The 22,457-nt window shown below is 70.1% G+C and carries 22 protein-coding genes; 9 read left to right on the forward strand and 13 right to left on the reverse strand.

The genetic code is table 11. The features are described from left to right. Positions 1 to 6 precede the first annotated feature (6 nt). The 3 genes from MIAR_RS05335 to dinB are packed head-to-tail and all read right to left on the reverse strand — an operon-like array spanning position 7 to position 2,184. Complete coding sequence (locus MIAR_RS05335; protein WP_285632367.1) at positions 7 to 588, reverse strand: nucleoside/nucleotide kinase family protein; 582 nt, start codon at positions 586 to 588, stop codon at positions 7 to 9. Further along, positions 572 to 889, reverse strand: a complete 318-nt coding sequence (locus tag MIAR_RS05340) for a hypothetical protein (RefSeq protein WP_285632370.1) — start codon at positions 887 to 889, stop codon at positions 572 to 574. The genes MIAR_RS05335 and MIAR_RS05340 overlap by 17 nt, the downstream gene beginning before the upstream one ends. Positions 890 to 927: 38 nt before the next feature. After that, positions 928 to 2,184, reverse strand: a complete 1,257-nt coding sequence (gene dinB / locus MIAR_RS05345; protein ID WP_285632373.1) for a DNA polymerase IV — start codon at positions 2,182 to 2,184, stop codon at positions 928 to 930. A gap of 127 nt (positions 2,185 to 2,311) precedes the next feature. Here dinB and MIAR_RS05350 point away from each other — a divergent pair, with 127 nt between their 5' ends. Further along, positions 2,312 to 2,686 (forward strand): SPW repeat protein, encoded by a 375-nt coding sequence (locus MIAR_RS05350; protein ID WP_285632376.1) that lies wholly within the window; start codon positions 2,312 to 2,314, stop codon positions 2,684 to 2,686. A gap of 79 nt (positions 2,687 to 2,765) precedes the next feature. Continuing rightward, complete coding sequence (locus MIAR_RS05355) at positions 2,766 to 3,362, forward strand: TetR/AcrR family transcriptional regulator (protein WP_285632379.1); 597 nt, start codon at positions 2,766 to 2,768, stop codon at positions 3,360 to 3,362. Between the two features lie 19 nt (positions 3,363 to 3,381). Here MIAR_RS05355 and gatB read toward each other — a convergent pair whose 3' ends face one another. Genes gatB through MIAR_RS05380 form a run of 5 tightly spaced genes read right to left on the reverse strand, consistent with a single transcriptional unit; the run spans position 3,382 to position 8,312 of the window. Continuing rightward, positions 3,382 to 4,893, reverse strand: coding sequence for an Asp-tRNA(Asn)/Glu-tRNA(Gln) amidotransferase subunit GatB (gene gatB / locus MIAR_RS05360; protein ID WP_285632382.1), 1,512 nt, complete (start codon positions 4,891 to 4,893; stop codon positions 3,382 to 3,384). Next, a complete protein-coding gene (gene gatA / locus MIAR_RS05365) occupies positions 4,893 to 6,407 on the reverse strand; it encodes an Asp-tRNA(Asn)/Glu-tRNA(Gln) amidotransferase subunit GatA (protein WP_285632386.1) in 1,515 nt (504 codons plus the stop codon). Before gatA ends, gatB begins: the two co-directional genes overlap by 1 nt. After that, entirely contained in the window at positions 6,404 to 6,703 is a 300-nt protein-coding gene (gene gatC, locus MIAR_RS05370; protein ID WP_285632389.1) for an Asp-tRNA(Asn)/Glu-tRNA(Gln) amidotransferase subunit GatC, read from the reverse strand. The genes gatA and gatC overlap by 4 nt, the downstream gene beginning before the upstream one ends. Before the next feature lie 40 nt (positions 6,704 to 6,743). Continuing rightward, on the reverse strand, positions 6,744 to 7,529 hold the full coding sequence (locus tag MIAR_RS05375; protein WP_285632392.1) for a cache domain-containing protein: 786 nt from the start codon (positions 7,527 to 7,529) through the stop codon (positions 6,744 to 6,746). Positions 7,530 to 7,544: 15 nt separating this feature from the next. Beyond that, the gene (locus tag MIAR_RS05380; protein WP_285632395.1) at positions 7,545 to 8,312 is read right to left on the reverse strand and encodes a FadR/GntR family transcriptional regulator; all 768 of its coding nucleotides are present in this window, start codon (positions 8,310 to 8,312) and stop codon (positions 7,545 to 7,547) included. 112 nt (positions 8,313 to 8,424) lie between these two features. On the opposite strand from MIAR_RS05380, the gene MIAR_RS05385 reads away from it, so the two are divergent. The 7 genes from MIAR_RS05385 (at position 8,425) to MIAR_RS05415 (ending at position 16,579) form a co-directional block, all read left to right on the forward strand. Continuing rightward, entirely contained in the window at positions 8,425 to 9,507 is a 1,083-nt protein-coding gene (locus tag MIAR_RS05385; protein ID WP_285632398.1) for an ABC transporter ATP-binding protein, read from the forward strand. Positions 9,508 to 9,544: 37 nt separating this feature from the next. Continuing rightward, positions 9,545 to 10,720 (forward strand): ABC transporter substrate-binding protein, encoded by a 1,176-nt coding sequence (locus MIAR_RS05390; RefSeq protein WP_285632401.1) that lies wholly within the window; start codon positions 9,545 to 9,547, stop codon positions 10,718 to 10,720. Between the two features lie 75 nt (positions 10,721 to 10,795). Beyond that, complete coding sequence (locus MIAR_RS05395) at positions 10,796 to 11,716, forward strand: ABC transporter permease (protein ID WP_285632404.1); 921 nt, start codon at positions 10,796 to 10,798, stop codon at positions 11,714 to 11,716. Positions 11,717 to 11,724: 8 nt separating this feature from the next. Beyond that, positions 11,725 to 12,525, forward strand: a complete 801-nt coding sequence (locus tag MIAR_RS05400) for an ABC transporter permease (protein ID WP_285632407.1) — start codon at positions 11,725 to 11,727, stop codon at positions 12,523 to 12,525. A gap of 49 nt (positions 12,526 to 12,574) precedes the next feature. Next, the gene (locus MIAR_RS05405; RefSeq protein ID WP_285632410.1) at positions 12,575 to 14,275 is read left to right on the forward strand and encodes a long-chain-fatty-acid--CoA ligase; all 1,701 of its coding nucleotides are present in this window, start codon (positions 12,575 to 12,577) and stop codon (positions 14,273 to 14,275) included. A 44-nt stretch (positions 14,276 to 14,319) separates the two neighbouring features. Next, a complete protein-coding gene (locus tag MIAR_RS05410; protein WP_432707375.1) occupies positions 14,320 to 16,224 on the forward strand; it encodes a DEAD/DEAH box helicase in 1,905 nt (634 codons plus the stop codon). 4 nt (positions 16,225 to 16,228) lie between these two features. Continuing rightward, positions 16,229 to 16,579: a nuclear transport factor 2 family protein gene (locus MIAR_RS05415; protein WP_285632413.1), complete on the forward strand. Its 351-nt coding sequence runs from the start codon at positions 16,229 to 16,231 to the stop codon at positions 16,577 to 16,579. 83 nt (positions 16,580 to 16,662) lie between these two features. On the opposite strand, the gene MIAR_RS05420 is transcribed toward MIAR_RS05415, so the two are convergent. The 5 genes from MIAR_RS05420 to MIAR_RS05440 all read right to left on the reverse strand — a co-directional run bounded on the left by MIAR_RS05420 (position 16,663) and on the right by MIAR_RS05440 (position 22,360). Next, positions 16,663 to 17,094: a GNAT family N-acetyltransferase gene (locus MIAR_RS05420; RefSeq protein WP_285632416.1), complete on the reverse strand. Its 432-nt coding sequence runs from the start codon at positions 17,092 to 17,094 to the stop codon at positions 16,663 to 16,665. After that, positions 17,091 to 17,606 (reverse strand): P-loop nucleotide/nucleoside kinase family protein, encoded by a 516-nt coding sequence (locus tag MIAR_RS05425; RefSeq protein ID WP_285632419.1) that lies wholly within the window; start codon positions 17,604 to 17,606, stop codon positions 17,091 to 17,093. Before MIAR_RS05425 ends, MIAR_RS05420 begins: the two co-directional genes overlap by 4 nt. Then, positions 17,599 to 19,920: an NAD-dependent DNA ligase LigA gene (gene ligA, locus MIAR_RS05430; RefSeq protein ID WP_285632422.1), complete on the reverse strand. Its 2,322-nt coding sequence runs from the start codon at positions 19,918 to 19,920 to the stop codon at positions 17,599 to 17,601. Before ligA ends, MIAR_RS05425 begins: the two co-directional genes overlap by 8 nt. A 40-nt stretch (positions 19,921 to 19,960) precedes the next feature. Beyond that, positions 19,961 to 21,055 (reverse strand): tRNA 2-thiouridine(34) synthase MnmA, encoded by a 1,095-nt coding sequence (gene mnmA, locus MIAR_RS05435; RefSeq protein WP_285632426.1) that lies wholly within the window; start codon positions 21,053 to 21,055, stop codon positions 19,961 to 19,963. Positions 21,056 to 21,169: 114 nt separating this feature from the next. Further along, positions 21,170 to 22,360, reverse strand: coding sequence for a cysteine desulfurase family protein (locus tag MIAR_RS05440; RefSeq protein ID WP_285632429.1), 1,191 nt, complete (start codon positions 22,358 to 22,360; stop codon positions 21,170 to 21,172). Positions 22,361 to 22,457: the final 97 nt, after the last annotated feature.

Below are 22,457 nucleotides of genomic sequence, written 5' to 3' on the forward strand. Positions count from 1 at the left end.
CCGGCACTACGGCGTGCGGATGCTGATCGAGGCGAGCCGCTCGGGGTCGTGACGCGCCATGTGCGCGTCCTCCTGCGCCGCCCACATGTCCCAGAACGGTCGGAATCCGTCTCCGTCCCGCTCCAGCGCCCTGGTGCGCCGGGACGCATGGGGGCCGTCGACCCACACCGTCACATCCGCCAGACGCGCCGACGCCGGCGTCAGCGCGCCGCAGCCCTCCAGCACCAGTCCGAGCGCCGGGTCGACCGCGTGCGCCTCGGCTTCCTCCTCGCGCTCCCAGTCCCAGCGATGCCAGGTGCCCAGCAGTCCGCGTCCGTGCGGCACGAGCACCGACTCACGGGCGATCTCCGCGCCCGCCTCGAGCCCGCTCCAGCCCGGATAGATCGAGTCCAGCGCGATCAGCTGCGCCGGCGTGCGCAGGGGCCACGCCCGCATCACCCGCGCGGCCAGGCTGCTCTTGCCCGCACCGCTGCGTCCGTCTATCACCACCACGGGGTTGGACGCCTGTACCGCGATGACCGCGTCACGGATGCGCGCGGTCGCCGTGGTCAGCGCGGAATCGAGCGGGTCGTCACTTCTTGAGAGCACGGATCACACGGCTGAGAGCGCGGCCGAACACCCATACGAAGGGCACGGCGACGGCCAGCAGTGAGACGATGTTGGGCTCGAACCGCAGCCCCTCCTCGCGGCGGACGTACACGCCGAGCGGAACGGCGATACCGCCACCGGTGCCGCCCTCGCCCTGCTCCACGCCACCGCCGGCGAAGCCCGTGACGGTCAGCGCGACGGGCGTGACGCTCACGCCGTCGATCTCGAGGGCCTCGCCATAGGCGCCCTTCACTCCGAAGGATGCGGCCTGCTCGCCCAGCTTCAGTGCAATGTTCGGCATCCCCCCACGCTAGCCGACGCACCGGACCCGCGCGACGCTCACTCCCGGCCGAACGGCCTCGGCTGCTCCCCCGCGGGCCGAGCGCCGGATCGGCCGACATGCCTGGCCCGCGTGATCATGCCGACGCCGAACCGCGCCCTGGCGTCGTCGAGCGTCCCCTCCAGCCGGCGCTGGTCCTCGTCGTCGTCCCACAGCGCGAGCGCACCGCCCGACGTCTCTCGGAGCTTCTCGGCGCGCACCCCCACCAGACGCACGGGATCATGCCTCGCGATCTGGTCGAACAGCGCGACGGCGGTCTCCCCGATCCTCTGGCCGACCTCGGTGGGCTCGGGCAGGGACACCGTGCGACTGAGGGTGGAGAAGTCGGCGAAGCGAATCTTGATCGCCACGGCTCCCGCCTGCCAGCCGCTCGAGCGCAGACGAGCGCCGACCCGGTCGGCCAGGCGCAGCAGCTCGGAGCGCAGCAGCTCGGCATCCGCGATGTCGTGCTCGAAGGTCTCCTCGTGTCCGACGCTCTTCTCCACGCGATCGGTCTGCACGGCGCGGGCGTCCTCGCCGCGGGCGAGCTGCTGCATCCGCTGCGCCAGTGCGGGGCCGACGGCCCGGGACAGGGCGTCGAGCGGCGTCTCCCGCACATCCCGGATGAGGCGGATGCCGCGTCGCTCCAGCGCTTCGGCGGCCTTGGGACCCACACCCCACATCGCGCCGACCGGCCGCGGATCGAGGAACTCCTGGGTGCGCGCGGCCGGCACGATGAGCATCCCGTCCGGCTTGGAGATGGTCGACGCCATCTTCGCGACGTGCTTCGTCGCAGCGACGCCCACACTGCAGGTGATGCCCACCTCTTCCCGCACACGCCGGCGCAGCAGCACGGCGATCCGCCCGGGACTCCCCCACAGCCGCCGGACGCCGCGCACGTCGAGGAACGCCTCGTCGATGGAGAGCTGCTCCACCAGCGGGGTGACGCTGTGGAACACATCCATCACCGCGGAGGAGACGGCGCGGTACTTCGTGAAGTCGGGCGGGACCACGCGCGCCTGCGGGCACAGACGCAGCGCCTGCGACACCGGCATCGCACTGCGGACCCCGAAGCGTCGCGCCTCATAGGACGCGCTGGAGACCACGGAGCGACCGTCGGGTGCCCCGATGATCAGGGGCAGTCCGCGCAGCGACGGGTCGTACAGGATCTCGACCGAGGCGTAGAACGCGTCCATGTCGACGTGCAGGATGCCGGTCCCCGCATCCTCCGCTCCCTCCGGCGAGACGAGCCGTCCCGATCCGTCTCCACGTCCCATCCCTCCATTGTCCCGGAGGCCGCCGACACCGGATGCACGAATCTTGACCGTTCGGTCAAAACCCGGCGTACACTGGGCATCGACCCCCGATTCGGGAGCCATTCTTTCTGCAAGGAGGATGAGTTCAATGAAGAGGTGGACACGCTGGCAGGACTGGGTGGCCGTCGCCGCCGGACTGTACGCCGTCCTGGCGACCATGTGGACGACTCCGCGCACAGGCGCGTCGGTCTCCATGATGGTCGTGCTGGGCATCCTGATGGTCGCGGCCGCGGTGTGGAGCCTGGCGGCGCCGGGACTCGTGTCGATGGAGTGGATCCTCGCCGCGATCGGCGCGCTGCTGTTCCTCTCGCCGTGGTTCGGCTCCTTCGCCGGAAGCGCCGGTCCCGCATGGACCGCGTGGATCTGCGGTGGTGTCGGAGTGGTCGCAGGCCTCTGGGCGCTCGTACCCGCGGAGAAGGCGCACCACGCCACTCCGGGCGGACATCGGGCAGCGCACGCCTGACCTGCCATGCGCGACAACGATCGGGGCGACGGGCGACCGCCGCCCCGCATCACGACACGATGACGCCGGGGAGGGCGAGATGACCGAGGACGCCGATCCGGTGCGCACGCGCAGCCGCATCCTGGATACGGCGGAGGCCCTCTTCGCCCGCCACGGCTTCGACGGGACCTCCACCGCGCGCCTCGCGGATGCTGCGGGAGTGCCCAAAGGCCTGCTGTTCTACTACTTCCGCACCAAGCCCGAGATTCTCAGTGCACTGCTCGAGGAGCGGCTCGACCTCGCGGTGCTCGACCCTGCGGCACTGGCGGTGCCAGGGGATCCGGTGCAGACGCTGGTCAACGTGGGCGAGCGCGTGCTCGGCGACCGCGCCGCGTCCGACGTGCTTCGGGAGGTGATCTGGCACGAGGCGCACACACGCCCGGAAGTGCGCGCCGTGCTCACGCGCTACCGCCATGCCCTGCACGAGGCGATCGAGCACGCCCTGCGGGCCAGCCTGACCGCCGCGGTGGACACGCACGCGGTGCGTGCTGCGGCGTCCGCGTGGGCGGCGACCATCACGGCCCGTCCGCTGGAGGCGCCCTCCGCGGACCGCGAGCACCTGCACGAGGCCGCCAGTCTCCGCGCGGTCGCGCGACTGCTGAGCGCCGGGCTGCTGTCCACCGCGCAGGGGATCTGAACAGCAGCCCGGATAGTCGCTACTGGGCGGCGCGCTCCAGGATCAGCTCGCGCACGCGGGCGGCGTCGGCCTGGCCCTTCATGGCCTTCATCACCGCACCGATGATCGCGCCGGCGGCTTGGACCTTGCCGTCCTTGATCTTCGCCATCACGTCGGGCTGAGCGGCCAGCGCCTCGTCGATGGCGGCGATCAGCGCGCCGTCGTCGGAGACCACGGCCAGGCCACGGGCATCCACGACCTGCTGCGGAGTGCCCTCACCGGCGATGACGCCCTCGAGCACCTGGCGCGCCAGCTTGTCCGTCAGGGTTCCCGCGTCGACGAGCTGCTGCAGGGCGGCGACGTTCTCAGGGCTGATCAGCTCGGATGCGTCCTGCTCGGCGGCGTTCGCAAGACGCGTGATCTCGCCCGTCCACCACTTTCGAGCGGATGCCGGCGTCGCCCCGGCCGCGATGGTCGCCTCGACGACCTCCACGAGTCCGCCGTTGCGCACGTCCTGGAACTCCAGGTCGGTGAAGCCCCATTCGGCCTTCAGACGGCGGCGACGCGCGACGGGCTGCTCGGGCAGCGCCGCGCGCAGCTCCTCCACCAGTTCGCGCGACGGCTGCACGGGAAGCAGGTCGGGCTCAGGGAAGTAGCGGTAGTCGTCGGCATCCGACTTCGGGCGACCAGGCGAGGTGGTGCCGGTGTCCTCATGCCAGTGCCGCGTCTCCTGCGTGATCGTGCCGCCGTCGGCGAGGATCGCCGCCTGGCGCTGGATCTCGTAGCGCACGGCGCGCTCCACCGAGCGCATCGAGTTGACGTTCTTCGTCTCGGTGCGGGTGCCGAGCTTCTCCTGGCCGCGCGGGCGGAGCGAGACGTTGGCGTCGCAGCGCAGGTTGCCGCGCTCCAGTCGCGCCTCGGAGATGCCCAGACCGCGGACGATGTCGCGGATGGCCGAGATGTACGCCTTGGCGTACTCCGGCGCGCGGTGCTCGGCGCCGAAGATCGGCTTGGTGACGATCTCCACCAGCGGCACGCCCGCACGGTTGTAGTCCACCAGCGAGTACTCGGCGCCCTGGATGCGGCCCGTCGAGCCCATATGGGTGAGCTTTCCGGCGTCCTCCTCCATGTGCGCGCGCTCGACCGGGATGGTCACCAGCGTGCCGTCCTCCAGCTCGACCTCGACCGAGCCCTCGAAGGCGATCGGCTCGTCGTACTGGGAGATCTGGTAGTTCTTGCCGAGGTCCGGGTAGAAGTAGTTCTTCCGGGCGAAGCGGCTGGACTCGGCGATCGAGCAGCCGAGCGCGAGGCCCAGGCTGATCGATGAGCGCACGGCGGTGGCGTTGACCACGGGCAGCGAACCGGGAAGACCCAGGTCCACCGGAGCGATGAGCGTGTTCGGCTCTGCGCCGTGGAACTCCTCGTTGGCGGGGTTCGGCGCAGCGGAGAACATCTTCGTGCGCGTGTTCAGCTCGACGTGCACCTCGAAGCCGAGCACCGGCTCGAACAGCTCGAGGGCCTTGTCGAAGTCCATCAGCTTGACGGCGGCCATCAGCGTGCTCCTCCCAGGACGGGTGCCTTCTCCAGCAGCGGTGCGCCCCAGGAGTCCACCAGCGCGGCCTCGAGCGCCGCGCCGACACGGTACAGCCGGGCATCCTCCCGGGCGGGCGCGAGGAACTGGATGCCGACGGGCAGTCCGTCCTCGGTCGCCAGACCCGACGGGATCGAGATGCCGGGGACGCCGGCGAGGTTCGCCGGGATCGTGGTCAGGTCGTTCAGGTACATCTGCAGCGGGTCGTCGATCTTCTCGCCGAGCTTGAACGCGGTGGTCGGAGCCGTGGGCGTGGCGATGACGTCGACCTGCGCGAACGCCTGGTCGAAGTCGCGCTGGATCAGCGTGCGGACCTTCTGCGCGCTGCCGTAGTACGCGTCGTAGTAGCCGGCCGAGAGCGCGTAGGTGCCGAGGATGATGCGGCGCTTCACCTCCGGACCGAAACCGGCCTCGCGGGTGGCGGACATCACGTCCTCGACCGTCGCGCCGCCCTCGGGGGTGACGCGCAGGCCGAAGCGCACGGAGTCGAACTTGGCCAGGTTGCTGGATGCCTCGGCGGGCAGGATCAGGTAGTACGCCGCCACGCCGTACTCGAAGTGCGGGGCGGAGATCTCCACGATCTCAGCGCCCTGCGCCTCCATCAGGGCGAGCGATTCGCGGAAGGACGCGGCGACGCCGGCCTGGAAGCCGGAGTCGGGCAGCTCCTTGATCATGCCCACCTTCAGCCCCTTGAGGACCTCGCCGCTCGCGCCCTCACGGGCCGCATCGGCGAACGAGGGCCACTCGTCGCGGAGCGAGGTGGAGTCGTTCGCGTCGTAACCGCCGATCACGTCGTGCAACAGGCCGGCGTCGAGCACCGTGCGGGTGACGGGACCGACCTGGTCCAGGCTCGAGGCCAGAGCGATCGAGCCGTAACGGCTCACGCCGCCGTAGGTGGGCTTGGTGCCGACCGTGCCGGTCACGTGGGCCGGCTGACGGATCGAGCCGCCGGTGTCTGAGCCGAGGGCCAACGGGGCCTCGAACGCGGCCACGGCAGCGGCCGAGCCGCCGCCGGAGCCGCCGGGGATGCGGTCCAGGTCCCACGGGTTGTGCGTGGGCCCGAAGGCGGAGTGCTCGGTGGAGGACCCCATGGCGAACTCGTCCATGTTGGTCTTGCCGAGCGGGACCAGGCCGGCGGCACGGGCGCGCGCGACGACCGTGGCATCGAACGGCGACATGTAGCCCTCGAGGATCTTCGATCCGCTGGTGGAGGGCATGTCCGTGGTGACCAGCACGTCCTTGACCGCCAGCGGAACGCCGGCGATCGGGCCGAGCTGCTCGCCGGCGGCGCGGCGCGCGTCGACCTCGCCGGCAGCGGCCAGGGCGTTCTCGTTGACGTGCAGGAAGGCGCGCACGTCGGAGTCGACGGCGGCGATGCGGTCCAGGTGCGCCTGGGTGGCCTCGACGCTGGAGATCTCGCGCGCGGCGAGCTTCTCGCCGAGCTCTGCCGCGGTCAGGCGGATGATGTCGCTCACTGCTCTTCTCCCAGGATCGCGGTCACGCGGAAGCGCCCGTCGGCGGAATCAGGGGCGTTCTGCAGCACCTGCTCGTGCGTGAGCGTCTGGCCAACCTCGTCGGGACGGAAGACGTTGCTCATCGCGATCGGGTGGCTGGTGGCGACGACGTCGGGGGTCGCCACCTCGGACACCTTCGCGATGTTGTCGACGATGGCGTCGAGCTGACCGGTCAGCTGCGTCACCTCGTCGTCGGAGAGCTGGATACGCGCGAGCACGCCGAGATGGCGCACAAGATCAGGGGTGATTTCAGACACGCCCCCAGTCTACGAGAGCGGCCATGCCGCACCGAACGGCTCAGCGCTGCTGGACGAGGATCAGCTCGGTGTCCCCGCAGCTGATCGCTGTGGTGCTGCCGACGGTGCTCGTGCGACCGCCGTCGTGGATCACCGCGAGAGCGTCATGCACTTCCGCATCCCTCAGCAGCGACCCCGTGACCCGTCTGGTCTCGCTCGAGACGACCACACGCCCCTGCGTGTTGACGATCGTCGCGGTGCCCTCGGCATCTCGCAGCGACGGCAGCAGGATGGGCTCGATGCGGGACACGTGCACGTCCACGCCCACCATGCCGACCATCCGCGCGGCGTGCACGACGGGCACGGTGACGGTGATCGTGTAGTCGTCGGTGCAGAGGTAGTCGACGTAGGGCCCGGTGACGTGCCGCTCGCCGGTGCGCTCGGGCACGCGCCACCACTCCAGCATCCGGTAGTCGCGGAACTCGTCCGACTCCGGGTCCTCGACGGCCTCCAGACGCCGGATGCCGCCGCGGTCACCGCGATCGATCCCGCGGATCTCGCGCAGCCACCAGGCCAGATGCCAGGGGGCGTCGGCCAGCACGCCGGGGGTCGCGACGAAGCCGGCACCCGTGATCAGGCCCTGGGGCGCCGACAGCGCAGGCGAGGCGAGCTCGTGCATCAGCGGATCGAGGACGGATGCCGTGAGGGGCCGCCCGGACGCGGCGAACGTCTCGAACAGGGAGGCGATCTCGCCGCGCCAGAGTTCGACGAGGTCGAAGACCGGGAGGAAGACCTCCTGGACGTGGGCTGCCGTGCGCTGCCCGTGATCGGCGACTCTGCCGTTCATGTTCGTTCCTTCCGGTCAGGACGCGGACGCATCCGACTCCAGTTCCAGTCGTGTCTTCTCGTCGAGCAGCCATTCGACCGCCCCGGTGATGCGCTGCAGCGTGACGCTTCGTGCACGCTCGGGATCCGCTGCGGCGAGTGCGTCGATCACCGCAGCGCGCGCAGCCATGCTGCGAGTGCGGACGTGCTCGTCGCGCAGGCACAGCCAGAGCAGGGAGCCGATCTCGGCCTGGAGCCTCAGCTCCTCGCGCACCAGTCGCGGCGACTGGCTGAGCGCGGCCACCTCGAGCTGGAACCGCGCGACCGCTCGCCTCGCGCCGGCGCCTGAGGTGGCATCGGCCTGCGACTCCAGTTCGCGCAGCCCGACCACGTCGTCCTCGCTCGCCCGGTCGGCGGCGATCTCGGCGGCCATGCCCGCGATCGCGGAGTACTGCACCGCGGCGTCGCGCAGGTCGAGCCTGCTGAGGCCGTGGATGCGAGCGTCCACGAACCGTCGCGCGGTCTCGGGGTCGAACGTGACGAAGCTGCCGCCGTCCCTGCCGCGACGCGTGTCGATCAACCCGGCGTCGCGCAGGGACTCGAGAGCTTCCCGCACGGTGACCACGGCGACCCCGAGCCTGCGCCCCAGCTCCGATTCGCTGGGCAGTCGCTCGCCGTCGTGGAGGACGCCGCCCGTGATCGCGTTCTGCAGACGCTGCAGCACCAGCTCTGATCTGCCCACATCGGAGAGCGGGGCGAACACCACTGATCTCGCGGGGTCGACGCCTGCCGTCAGCTGGGTCACGGGTGCTCCTCTCTCCCTGAGAGACGACCGTAACACGCCGGAGTCACAAACATCTGCTCTCATATGATTTAATACATCTACTTGCAGAGGATTTGGCATCGAAGGAGATGTGATGACTGACAAGAACGTCGCGATCAGGCTCACCGGCCTCACGCGCACATTCGGCAGCGTGACCGCTGTCGACGGCGTCGACCTCGAGATCGCGGAGGGCGAGTTCTTCTCGATGCTCGGCCCCTCCGGCTCGGGGAAGACCACAGTGCTCCGGCTGATCGCCGGCTTCGAGCAGCCCACCTCCGGCACCGTCTCGCTGTTCGGAGAGGACGTCACCTCGATTCCCCCGTTCGATCGAGACGTGAACACGGTGTTCCAGGACTACGCGCTGTTCCCGCACATGACGGTGCTCGACAACGTCGCCTACGGCCTGCGCGTCCGCGGCATCGGGCGCCGGGAGCGTCGCGAGCGCGCCAGGGCCGCGCTCGCGAGCGTGCGGCTCGATCATGTGGCCGATCGGAAGCCCACCCAGCTCTCCGGAGGACAGCGCCAGCGGGTCGCGCTCGCCCGCGCCACCGTCGTCGAACCCAAGGTGCTGCTGCTGGACGAGCCGCTCGGCGCGCTGGACATGAAGCTGCGCGAGCAGATGCAGGTGGAGCTCAAGCAGATCCAGCGCGATCTCGGGATCACCTTCATCTTCGTGACCCACGACCAGGAGGAGGCGCTGACGCTCTCCGACCGGATCGCCGTGTTCAACGCCGGACGCATCGAGCAGCTGGGCACGCCGTTCGAGCTGTACGAGAAGCCCTCCTCCCGCTTCGTGGCCGACTTCGTCGGAACCTCGAACCTCTTCGACGTCGAGACCAGCCGCGAGGTGCTCGGGCGCCCCGGCCACCACTCGCTGCGCCCGGAGAAGCTCGTCGTCGGTCCGGCCGCTTCCACCGAGCCGGGCACGCGCAGCGTCACCGGGTCGGTCGTGGAGGCCATCTACCTCGGCTCCGGCGTCCGCCTCGTGATCGACCTCGACAGCGGCACGCGCATCACCGCGCTGCAGCAGAACACCGGTGGCCGGGTGCACGAGAGCCATGGCGACAGGGTGCACGTCTCCTGGCGCGAGGCCGACGTCGTCGTGCTCGACGACGCACCCATCGGCGAGCAGAACGACACCCCATCCCGCACCATCCGTGCCGTCGGCGCCCGCTGACGCACATCCCCATCCGCAGCGAACGAAGGAGTATCACATGCGAAAGAACACACGCACCGCGGTCGCGGTCACCGGACTCGCGACCATCATCGCGGCGACCCTCACCGGTTGCGGCACGGCCGGCGGCTCCGGTGGCGGAGACGCCGGTCCCGCCACGAAGCTGGGCAAGACCGAGGGCCAGGTCTCGATCCTCGCCTGGCCCGGCTATGTGGAGGACGGCTCCAACGACCCGAAGGTCGACTGGGTGTCGGCCTTCGAGAAGTCGTCCGGCTGCAAGGTCGAGGCCAAGACGTTCGGCACCTCGGACGAAGCCCTCAACCTGATGAAGACCGGCGACTACGACGTCGTCTCGGCATCCGGCGACGCGTCACTGCGCCTGATCGCCTCGGGTGACGTCGTGGAGGTCAACACCGACCTGCTGAAGAACTACGACGGCATCTTCGACTTCCTCAAGGACCGCGACTGGAACACGGTCGACGGCAAGCACTACGGCGTGCCGCACGGCTACGGCGCGAACCTGCTGATGTACAACACCGAGACCTTCCCCACGGCTCCGGATTCCTGGGACGTCGTCTTCGACAAGGCATCCGCGAACGCCGGCAAGGTGACCGCCTACGACTCCCCCATCTACATCGCGGACGCCGCCATGTACCTCATGGCCACCAAGCCCGAGCTGAAGATCAAGAACCCGTACGCCCTGGATCAGAAGCAGTTCGACGCCGCCGTCTCGCTGCTGAAGGAGCAGCGTCCGAACATCAGCGAGTACTGGGGCGACTACCTCAAGGAGGTGCAGTCGTTCCAGTCCGGCGACAGCGTGGTGGGCACCACGTGGCAGGTGATCCAGAACACCCTTGCAGGCGAGGGCGCGACCACCGACGTCACGCTTCCGAAGGAGGGCGCGACCGGCTGGAGCGACACCTGGATGATCTCCTCCAAGTCGAAGAACCCGAACTGCGCCTACGCGTGGCTGGACTACATCTCCAGCCCTGAGGCCAACGCACAGGCGACCGCCTACTTCGGTGAGGCGCCCTCCAGCCAGAAGGCCTGCGACTACCGGGACGACTGCGAGTCGTACCACGCCGGAGACGCCGACTACGCCAGCAAGATCTGGTACTGGACCACGCCGATCGCCAAGTGCCTCGACGGCCGCACCGATGTGAAGTGCATCGACTACGCCGGGTGGACCACCGCCTGGCAGCAGATCCGAGGCTGACGGATCCCGGTCGCCCTGGGTCACACCCCGGGCGGCCGGACCCACCGCCCCGACACCCGCTCCGAGAGGACGATGATGACCCTGCTCGCTCCGACGGCGCCCCGCACGCCGATCCCCGTCCCGCCGCGCACCGCCGCGCGCCGCGGATCCGCCTACCTGTCCACGCACCCGCGGACCCGCCTCGCGCTGCTGCTGTCAGCACCGCTGTTCTGGCTCGGCGCGGTCTACGTCGTCGCCCTCGCGCTGCTGCTGGTCACCGCGTTCTGGACGACCGACACGTACACCGGTGAGATCCGCACCGAGTTCACCCTCGACAACGTGATCACCGTCCTCACCGACGGCTTCTACCAGGGCATCACGCTCCGCACCGTCGGCGTCGCTCTCGCCGTGACGGCGATCGACGTGATCCTGGCCGTGCCCATCGCCTACTTCATGGCGATGGTCGCGTCTCCCGCCCTGCAGCGCGCGCTGGTCGTGCTCGTGCTCACGCCGCTGTGGGCCTCCTACCTGGTCAAGGCCTTCGCGTGGCGCTCGGTGCTGTCCAACGACGGCATCCTGGAGTGGCTGCTCCGCCCGCTCGGAGGGCACACGCCCGGCTACGGCATCCCCGCGACCATCATCACGCTCGCCTACCTCTGGCTGCCGTACGTCATCCTCCCCGTGTACGCCGGGCTCGAGCGCGTGCCGAACTCGCTGCTCGAGGCGTCCGGCGACCTGGGCGGCCGCAGCTGGACCACACTGCGCCTGGTGGTGCTCCCGCTCGCCTGGCCGGCGATCATCGCGGGCACGATCTTCAGCTTCTCGCTCTCCCTGGGCGACTACATCACCGTCGGCATCGTCGGCGGCGGCAGCCAGATGCTCGGCACGCTCGTCTACCAGGACATCGGGGCGGCGAACAACCTTCCCCTGGCATCGGCCATCGCGCTGATCCCGATCATCATCATCTTCGGCTACCTGTTCCTCGTGCGTCGCACCGGCGCCCTGGACAACCTGTAGGAGGCGACGTGCGCATCTCGCTCGGAACCCGCATCACCCTCGGCGTCATCGCCGCTGTCGTGCTCGTGATCATGTACGTGCCGCTGCTGGTCGTGCTGCTCAACTCGTTCTCGACCTCGGCCTCGCTCTCCTGGCCTCCGCCCGGCTTCACGCTCGAGTGGTGGGGCAGGGCGTTCGTCAGCGAGGGCGCGATGGCGGCGGTCGGCACCAGCGCGCTGGTCGCCGTCATCTCGGCCGTGCTCTCCCTCGTGCTCGGCACGCTGCTCTCCTTCGCCCTGCAGCGGTTCAGCTTCTTCGGCCGCAGCACGGTCAACCTGCTGGTGATCCTCCCGATCGCCCTGCCCGGGATCATCACGGGCATCGCCCTGAACAACCTGTTCCGCACGATCATGGGCGTCCCCCTGTCGATCTGGACGGTGATCATCGCGCACACCACGTTCTGCATCGTGACCGTGTTCAACAACGCGATCGCCCGGATGCGGCAGATGGGCACCAACCTGGAGGAGGCGTCGGCCGACCTCGGCGCGGGCATCTGGACCACCTTCCGGCTCGTCACGTTCCCGCAGCTGCGCTCGGCGCTGCTCGCCGGCGGCCTGCTCGCCTTCGCGCTCTCCTTCGACGAGATCGTGGTGACGACGTTCACTGCCGGATCCGGGGTCAAGACGCTGCCGATGTTCATCATCGACAACGTCTCCCGCCCGAACCAGGCGCCGATCGTCTCGGTGATCGCCGTGGTGCTCGTGCTCGTCTCGATCCTTCCGATCGCAATGGCGCAGAAGCTGTCGGGCAGCGAGCAGCAGCGCCGCTGAGCCGGCCCGCGTGGCGGGCGTCGTCACCCGCCCGGCATAAGCTGGGCGGGTGACGACGTTCGTTCCTCCCCGCCCCTGGACCGCCAGCTACGCCGAAGGCGTCCCCGAAGATCTCGCGCCGGTCTCCGGCTCGCTGATCGACATCGTCGAGGCCTCGGTGCGGGACTACCCGGATGCCCCCGCGCTGCAGTTCTTCGGTGCGGAGACGACCTATCGTCAGATGCAGGATGCCATCGACCGCGCGGCGAACGGGCTGCGCGAGCTGGGCGTGAAGGCGGGCGATCCCGTCGCGATCGTCCTGCCGAACTCGCCCCAGCACATCATCGCGTTCTACGCGGTGCTGCGCCTCGGAGCCGTGGTCGTCGAGCACAACCCTCTGTACACGCCGCGCGAGCTGCGCAAGCAGTTCGAGGACCACGGCGCGAAGCACGCGATCGTGTGGAGCAAGGTCGTCCAGACCGTGCAGGAGTTCCCCTCGGATCTCGCCGTCGACAGCCTGATCTCGGTCGATGTCACCCGGGCGATGCCCTTCATGACGAGGATGCTGCTGAAGCTGCCGATCGCGAAGGCACGCGAGTCCCGTGAGGCGCTCACGTCCAAGGTGCGCGGCGCGATCTCGTGGGATGCGATCGTGGCATCCGCTCCCCTGCCGTCGACGCACCCGCGCCCCCAGACCGACGACCTCGCGATCATCCAGTACACGTCCGGCACCACCGGCACGCCCAAGGGCGCCTCGCTCACGCACCGCAACCTGCTCGCCAACGCGGCTCAGGCGCGCGCCTGGGTGCCGTCCATCACGCGAGGGAACGGCTGCGTGGTCTACGCGGTGCTGCCGATGTTCCACGCCTACGGGCTCACGCTGTGCCTGACGTTCGCGATGTCCATGGGTGCTCGGCTGGTGCTGTTCCCGAAGTTCGATCCGGATCTGGTGCTCGAGGTCACCAAGAAGCACCCGGCCACATTCCTCCCCCTCGTGCCGCCGATCGCCGAGCGCCTGCTGCGCGCCGCGAACGAGAAGGGCGTCTCGCTGAAGGGCACCGAGGTCGCGATCTCCGGCGCGATGGCGCTGGCGCACGAACTGGTCGTGCCGTTCGAGAAGGCCTCGGGCGGGTTCCTCGTGGAGGGCTACGGCCTCAGCGAGTGCTCCCCCGTCCTGATGGCCAACCCCGTTGCGGAGAACCGCGTGGCCGGCACCGTGGGACTGCCGCTCCCCGGCACCGAATGCCGCGTCGTCGACCCGGAGAACCCCACGCAGGACGTCCCGGCCGGTTCCGCCGGCGAGCTCATCGTCCGCGGGCCGCAGGTGTTCTCCGGCTACTACGGCAAGCCCGAGGAGACCGAGGCGGTGTTCGTCGACGGCTGGTTCCGCACCGGCGACATCGTCACGATCGACAACGGCGGATTCGTCCGCATCGTCGACCGCATCAAGGAGCTCATCATCACCGGCGGCTTCAACGTCGCACCGACCGAGGTCGAGGGCGCTCTGCGGCAGCATCCGGACGTCGTGGATGCCGCCGTCGTGGGGCTCCCCAGCGAGCACTCGGGCGAGGAGGTCGTCGCCGCGATCGTCGTCGACGGCGAGAAGGACGTGGATGTCGAGGCGATCCGCGAGTTCGCCCGCGGGATCCTCACGCCCTACAAGGTCCCGCGCCGCATCTTCGTGGTCGACGAGCTGCCCAAGTCGCTGATCGGCAAGGTGCTGCGGCGCCAGGTGAAGGAGAAGCTGGTCTCGCTGACCTCCGGGTCCTGAACCTCTTCCTGCGGTCGTACAGGCGCAGGCACTATCGTTAGCTGGTGACTGCTGACGATAACGCCGCCGTGCCCACCGACTCCTCCGCCGTGACCGAGGAGACCGCGAAGCCGGGCTTCGACGAACTCGGCATCACCGGCCCGGTCCTCAAGGCCATCCGCGACCTCGGCTACGAGACGCCCTCGCCCATCCAGGCGGCGACCATCCCGCTGCTGCTGCAGGGGCGCGACGTGCTCGGCACCGCGCAGACCGGCACCGGCAAGACCGCCGCGTTCGCGCTGCCGGTGCTGGAGAACCTCGACCTGTCGCAGAAGACGCCGCAGGTGCTGGTGCTCGCGCCGACGCGCGAGCTCGCGCTGCAGGTGTGCGAGGCGTTCGAGGCGTACTCCGCCCGCATGAAGGACGTCCGCGTGCTCCCGGTGTACGGCGGGCAGGCCTACGGCGTGCAGCTCTCCGCGCTGCGCCGTGGGGTGCACATCATCGTCGGCACGCCTGGCCGCATCATGGACCACCAGGCCAAGGGCACGCTCGACCTCTCCGAACTGAAGTACCTCGTGCTGGACGAGGCCGACGAGATGCTGAAGATGGGCTTCGCCGAGGACGTCGAGCAGATCCTCGCCCAGACGCCTGAGGACAAGCAGGTCGCCCTGTTCTCCGCGACCATGCCCGCCACGATCCGCCGGCTCGCCCAGCAGTACCTCAACATGCCCGAAGAGGTCGCGATCAAGGGCAAGACCACCACCAACCAGAACATCACCCAGCGGTACCTCGTCGTCTCGTACGCGCAGAAGGTCGATGCCCTGACCCGCATCCTCGAGGTGGAGAACTTCGACGGGATGATCGTCTTCGTGCGCACCAAGAACGAGACCGAGACGCTCGCCGAGAAGCTGCGCGCCCGTGGCTACTCCGCTGCGGCGATCAACGGCGACGTGCCGCAGGTGCAGCGCGAGCGCAGCGTGAACCAGCTCAAGGACGGCAAGCTCGACATCCTCGTCGCCACCGATGTCGCCGCTCGTGGTCTGGACGTGGAGCGCATCAGCCACGTGGTGAACTTCGACATCCCGACCGACACCGAGTCCTACGTGCACCGCATCGGCCGCACCGGGCGCGCCGGCCGCAAGGGCGACGCGATCAGCTTCATCACCCCGCGCGAGCGCTACCTGCTCAAGCACATCGAGAAGGCGACGCGCCAGCAGCCGGAGCAGATGCAGCTGCCGACCACCGAGGACGTCAACACCACTCGCCTGAACCGCTTCGACGACGCCATCACGGCCGCGCTCGAGGAGGCCGGCCGGATCGAGGCGTTCCGCGACATCATCGCGCACTACGTCCGCCACCACGATGTCCCCGAGGCCGACGTGGCGGCCGCGCTGGCCGTCGTCGCGCAGGGCGACACTCCCCTGCTGCTGGACCCGGAGCGCGATGAGCTGTCCCGGGCCGTCGAGCGGGACAACCGTCCCCCGCGGGAGCGGTCAGACCGGCCGGAGCGCTCCGACCGTACCCCGCGCGAGCGCCGTGGCCGCGGCGACTACGCCGCCTACCGCATCGAGGTGGGCCGCCGTCATCGAGTGGAGCCCCGACAGATCGTGGGCGCCCTGGCCAACGAGGGCGGCCTCGGCCGCGACGACTTCGGTGCGATCGCGATCAAGCCGGACTTCTCGATCGTGGAGCTGCCGGTGGGTCTCGACGCCTCCGTGCTCGAGAAGCTGCGCGACACCCGCATCTCCGGTCGCCTGATCGAGATCAAGCCCGACCGCGGCGTGCCGAACCGCCGTGCGCCGCGCGAAGGAGATCGCCGCGACGGGGATCGTCGTGGCGGATACCAGGACGACCGGCGCGGGCGCGACGCGGGCCGCGACCGGGGCTACTCCCGGGATGACCGACCCGCTCGCGGCGATCGCTTCGAGCGCGATGACCGTCCGGCCCGGAAGCCCCGTCACAAGGGCTGACCGGATGCCGGAGAGCAGCGACCTCGATCTGGTGCTCGCGCTGGAGCGCGAGCTCCAGACACCGGCCTGCCGTTCCGATCCCGCCCGACTCGAGGAGCTGCTCGCCCCCGAGTTCACGGAGTTCGGGGCGTCGGGTCAGGCCTGGAGCCGCACGGAGATCATCGCCGAGCTCGCCGGCGAGGACGAAGGCGTCATCGAGGTGTACGACCTCGATGCACGAGCGGTCTCCGACGACGTGGTGCTCGTGCTCTGGCGATCCCGCATGGCGGACCGGCAGGCGCTGCGCAGCTCGCTCTGGCATCGCGAGCCCAGCGGCTGGCGACTGGTGCACCATCAGGGCACGCCCACCGGCTGAGAGCGCCATCGGATGAGCGCGCCCGCGCGTCGACTCCGCAGGACTCCGCCGACCGCCCGGCTCGTTCGCGCCAGGGCCGCCGCTCAGAGCTCGAGATCGAAGTGGTGCGCGGTGATGCTCATCCGCTCGCGCAGGTAGAACCGATGCGCGTCGAAGCGCTGCACCCCGGAGTCCAGTTCCAGGGATCGGCAGCCGGCGGCGACGGCTCGATCGCGCAGCTCGTCCATCAGCATCCGCCCGTACCCGCGCGACCGGTCGGCGGCGGCCGTGGACAGATCGTCGACGTACAGCTTGCGGATGGCGCTGGTGTTGGCCACGATCCGCCATCCCGCGATCGCCACGCACCTCTCGCCGGCGAAGACCGCCGTGAACCGGAGCCCCTGCGGTCCCGCCTCGCGCATCACCTGGGTGAACAGCTCGTCCGTCAGGTGTGGGCGCAGCTCCCGCAGCACCGGCAGGGCGCGTGCCCAGCGCGGGTCCTCGGACTCCAGGTCCACCAGGATCACGTCGTTCACAGCATCTCCTTCACAGCGCGGGCGAGGGCCGTCACGTCGACGGGACCGGTGGTGTCGACCGTCAGCACCGGGAAGCCGGTCATCGGCCGCGCTGCATCCGCGAACCGCTCCCACTCCTCGCGTCTGCCCTGGTCGTCGTGCACGGCGTGCCGTGGCCGGGTGAGGAACCGCTCGCGCATGACCTCGCGCGGCGCTTCGCACCACACCTCCACGCCCGCCGGCGAGCCTGCGGACTCCCAGCCGCGCCGGAACCACGCCTCGTCACGGTCGGCCAGCCAGACCGACTCTACGAGCACCGTGCCGTCCAGCATCCCGGTGATCCGCCAGAGCGCATCCGCGGCGAGAGCGCCGAGGGCGCGGGTGGGAAGCGGTGAGTCCACGGCGTCGCCGAGAGCCTCTTTGAGGGCGTCCTTCGACACGAACGGCACGCCGAGCTCGGCGGCCAGCGGGCGCGCGAGCGTCGTCTTCCCGGCCCCGGCCATCCCGTTCAGGACGATGAGACGGTCAGGCATCCAGGGCGTCCGGGCCCTGTGTCACCAGCACGTGGAACTGCGCGGCGTCCAGCACCCGGATACCGAGTTCCTCGGCCTTCGCGAGCTTCGATCCCGCCCCGGGACCCGCAGCGACGAAATCCGTCTTCTTGGAGACGGAGGACGCCGCCTTCCCGCCGGCCTTGATGATCGCCTCCTGCGCGCCCTCGCGCGTGTAGCCGTCCAGGGAGCCGGTGGCGACGACGGTGAGACCGTCGAGCACCCCGCCCGCGGCGACCGCCGCGCCCGGGCCGGGGTGACCGGGTGTGGACCACTGCACACCGGCATTCGCCCACTGCTGCACGATGTCCTGATGCCAGTCGACCTCGAACCAGTTCAGGAGCGAGTCGGCGATGATGCCGCCGACGCCCTCCACCGCTGCCAGCTCGTCCCGTGATGCGGCGCGGATCGCGTCGAGGGAGCCGAACCACTGCGCGAGAGCGCGTGCGGCGACCGGGCCGACATGGCGGATGTTCAGCGACACCAGCAGCCGCCAGAGCTCCTTGGTCTTGGCCTTCTCCAGCTCGGCGAGCAGCTTCACCGCGGCGGACGACGGCTGCGGGCCTTCGATGCCCGCCTTCTTCTCGTCGGCGGTGGGGTTCCGGCTGAACGGCGATCGGGTCTTCACGATCCCGTCGTCGTCCTCCTTCGGCAGACCCGTCTCGGAGTCGCGCACCACGACCGAGATCGGCACGATCTGCTCGAGGGAGAGCGAGAACAGTCCGGCCTCGGTGTCCAGTGGCGGCACCGCTGGATGGCTCGGCTGCGTGAGCGCTGCGGCCGTGACCTCACCGAGCGCCTCGACGTCCAGCGCGCCGCGGGACCCGATGTGCTCCACACGCCCGCGCACCTGGGCCGGGCAGGAGCGCGCGTTCGGGCAGCGCAGGTCGATGTCGCCCTCCTTCATGGGGCGCAGCGGCGTGCCGCACTCCGGGCATCCGACGGGCATGACGAACTCGCGCTCGGTGCCGTCGCGGCGCTCGACCACAGGACCGAGCACCTCGGGGATCACGTCTCCCGCCTTGCGCAGCACCACGGTGTCGCCGATCAGCACGCCTTTGGCCTTGACGACGTCCTTGTTGTGCAGTGTCGCCTGGCGCACCACGGAGCCCGCCACGTGCGCGGGCGCCATCACCGCGAACGGCGTCGCGCGCCCGGTGCGACCGACCGAGACGACGATGTCGAGCAGCTTCGTCTGCACCTCCTCGGGCGGGTACTTGTACGCGATCGCCCAGCGCGGAGCCCGGCTGGTCTCCCCCAGCTCCGCATGGAGTGCGAGCTCATCGACCTTGACGACGATGCCGTCCAGTTCGTGCTCGATGTCGTGCCGGTGCTCGCCGTAGTGCGCGACGAACTCGGCGACCTCATCGGTCGAGTGGCACACCTTCGTGTGCGGACTGGTCGGCAGACCCCATTCCGCGAGCAGTTCGTACACCTCGCTCTGAGCCGCGACCGGCGGGTTCGGCCAGGCGCCGATGCCGTGCACGTACAGCGCGAGCGACTCGGTGCGCAGCAGCCCCGCCTCCAGCTCGAGGCCGTTCTTCTTGTCGAGCTGCTGGCGGAGGCCACCGCTGGCGGCGTTGCGCGGGTTGGCGAAGGACGGGAATCGGCGTGCGGCGGCCGCCCTGGCCTTCTCCTCGTCGAACGGCTTCTTGCCCGCGCCGCCGCGCGCTTCCCAGCGTGCGAGAGCGTCGGCGTAGGCGCGGTCGCGGAAGTCCGCCTGCGCGGCGTTGAGGCGCTCGAAGGCCGCGACCGGGATGAAGACCTCGCCGCGCACCTCGACGATCTCCGGATGTCCGGTGCCGGACAGTCGTTCGGGGATCTCGGGCAGGCGCAGCGCATTCTCGGTGACGATCTCGCCGACTCGTCCGTCACCGCGGGTGGCGGCCGAGGTGAGGACGCCGTTCTCGTAGCGCAGGTTGATGGCGAGGCCGTCGATCTTCAGTTCGGTGAGCCACGCGACGTCGCGTCCGGCCGCGGCGCGCGTCTTGGTCTCCCAGTCCCGCAGCTCGTCGAGCGAGAACACGTTGTCCAGGCTCAGCATCCGCTCGGCGTGCTCGATGGTGTCCAGCCCCGTGGACTCGGCCGCGCCCACCATCTGCGTGGGCGAGTCCTGGCCCTGCAGCTCGGGATGCAGCCGCTCGAGCTCCTCCAGCCTGCGCATCCAGGAGTCGTAGGTGGCGTCGTCGACCAGCGACGTGTCGCGTCCGTAGTACGCGTCCTTGGCGTCGAGGATGCGAGTGGTCAGCTCCTCGGCCTCGCTGCGGGCGTCTTCCAGTGAGATGTTCTCCGGCACCCCGCAAGTCTACGAGCGAGCACCGACACGGGTGGGGACCTCAGCCGACGGGCACGGCCGACACCGTGGTGTCGATCGTGAACTGCCCGAGCACGCGGGTGCCGACGTAGATCACGGCGCTCTGGCCGGGAGCGACCCCGTCCAGCGGATGCTCGGGCACGACGCGCACGCCCTCATCCGTCACGAACGCGGTCGCGGGCACAGGGTCGGCGTGGGCGCGGATCTGCACCTCGCAGGCGAACTCGGATGCCAGCGGCGCGGGGCCCGCCCAGGAGAACCGCTCTCCCGAGATCTCCGCGATCGCGAGCGCCTCCTTGGGACCCACCACGACCGTGTTGGTGACCGGACGCACCTCCAGCACGAACCGCGGCTTCCCGTCGGCGGCGGGAACGCCCAGGCGCAGCCCACGTCGCTGACCCACCGTGAACGCGTGCGCACCCTCATGCGTGCCCACCACGGCCCCGGTGCGGTCGACCACATCTCCGGTCTCCGCGCCGACCTTCTCGGCCAGCCATCCGCGCGTGTCGCCGTCGGGGATGAAGCAGATGTCGTGGCTGTCGGGCTTCTGAGCCACGCTGATGCCGCGCTCGGCGGCCTCAGCGCGCACGATCGCCTTGGACGGCGTGGAGCCCAGCGGGAAGTAGGTGTGCGCGAGCTGCTGCGCGTTCAGCACGCCGAGCACGTAGGACTGGTCCTTGGCGCTGTCGGACGCCCGATGCAGCTCCAGGCCCCCGTCGCCGTCCACCAGCGTCGCGTAGTGCCCCGTGCAGACCGCGTCGAAGCCGAGCTCCAGCGCGCGCTCCAGGAGGGCGGCGAACTTGATCTTCTCGTTGCAGCGCAGGCACGGGTTCGGGGTGCGACCGGCGCGGTACTCCGAGATGAAGTCCTCGATCACGTCGTCGCGGAAGCGCTCGGAGAAGTCCCACACGTAGAACGGGATGCCGAGCAGGTCGGCCACGCGCCGGGCATCCAGGGCATCCTCGATCGTGCAGCATCCACGGCTGCCGGTGCGCAGCGTCCCGCCGGCACGGGACAGAGCCAGGTGCACACCGACGACGTCGTGGCCGGCTTCGACGGCACGGGCCGCCGCCACCGCCGAATCGACTCCACCGCTCATCGCCGCCAGAACACGCATGGCACCCAGTCTACGAACGCGCACCTGACCGAGGGCCGGATACCGAGAGCACCATCTGCCGACGAGAGCACCATCTGCCGACGCCGGCAAGCGGTGCGCTCGTCACGGAGTGGTTCAGCCGGTCGTGAGCCCGGCGCGACGGCCGGATGCCCGCGCGTACGCGTCCGCGATCACGGCGAGCACCGCGTCGACGTCTGCGTCGGTGGAGGTGCGGCCGAGGGAGAAGCGCAGCACGCTGCGCGCGTCCAGTTCGCTCCGCCCGAGAGCGAGCACCACGTGCGAGGGCTCCGCGACTCCCGCCTGGCACGCCGAACCCGTGGATGCGGCGACGCCGCCCATGTCGAGCAGGAACAGCAGGCTCTCCCCCACGGCCCCGGGGAACAGGATGTGCGCGTTGCCCGGCAGTCTGTCGATCGGGTCGCCGAGGAGCTCGGCCTGGGGCACTGCCGTGCGGATGCCTGAGATCAGCCGGTCCCGCAGGGCGGTCAGGCGTGCGGCCCCGGCGACGCGCTCGGCCTCCGCCAGCTCCAGGGCCACGGCGAACGCCGCAGCGCCGGCGACATCCTGGGTGCCCGCCCGCAGGCCGCGCTGCTGCGCTCCGCCGTGCAGGAGCGGCGCCAGACGTGCGGTGCGCGCGACCACCAGTGCGCCGATGCCCACCGGGGCGCCGAGCTTGTGGCCTGCGACCGTCATCGCGACCAGCCCGGAGCCGGGGGACGCATCCCCGCGCAGCGAGCGGAACGACAGCGCCACGTGCCCCCACGCGGCGACCGCATCCAGATGGAACGGCACCCCGGCAGCCGACGCCGCCGCAGCCAGGCCCGCGCTGTCATTGACGGTCCCGACCTCGTTGTTCGCGGCCAGAGCGGTCGCAAGAGCGGCCGGAGCGCCGCCCTCGCCGAGAGCGAGCGCGAAGCGTGCCACCGGAATCCGTCCCGCCGCGTCCAGCGGCACCGGACGCACCCCTGCGCCGTCCTCGGCAAGGGCTGCGACGGTGTCCATGGTCGCATGATGCTCGCCCTCGGGCAGCACCACGGCATCCGTCCCTTCGCTCCGGGAACGCCACAGCCCGTGCAGCGCGGTGTTGATCGACTCGGTGCCGCCTGAGGTGAAGATCACCTCGATGGGCTCGCAGCCCAGTGCCGCCGCGGCGCGCTCCCTGGACTCCTCCAGCACCCGCCGTGCGTCCTGACCGGCTCCATGCGTGGACGAGGCGTTTCCGACGACGTCACCCGCCGCCAGCCACGCCTCACGCGCCTCCGGGCGCAGGGGTGTCGTGGCCGCATGATCCAGGTAGAACCGCATCCCTCCATTGTCGCCTCCCCACAACGGTGCGCGGGCTGCGGAACCGAGGCTCGGCCGACCCGGCACCCGGATTCACGGCCGCCCGCCGCGCACGTTT

The sequence above is a fragment of the Microbacterium arabinogalactanolyticum genome (assembly GCF_030268005.1).
Lineage (GTDB): Bacteria > Actinomycetota > Actinomycetes > Actinomycetales > Microbacteriaceae > Microbacterium > Microbacterium arabinogalactanolyticum.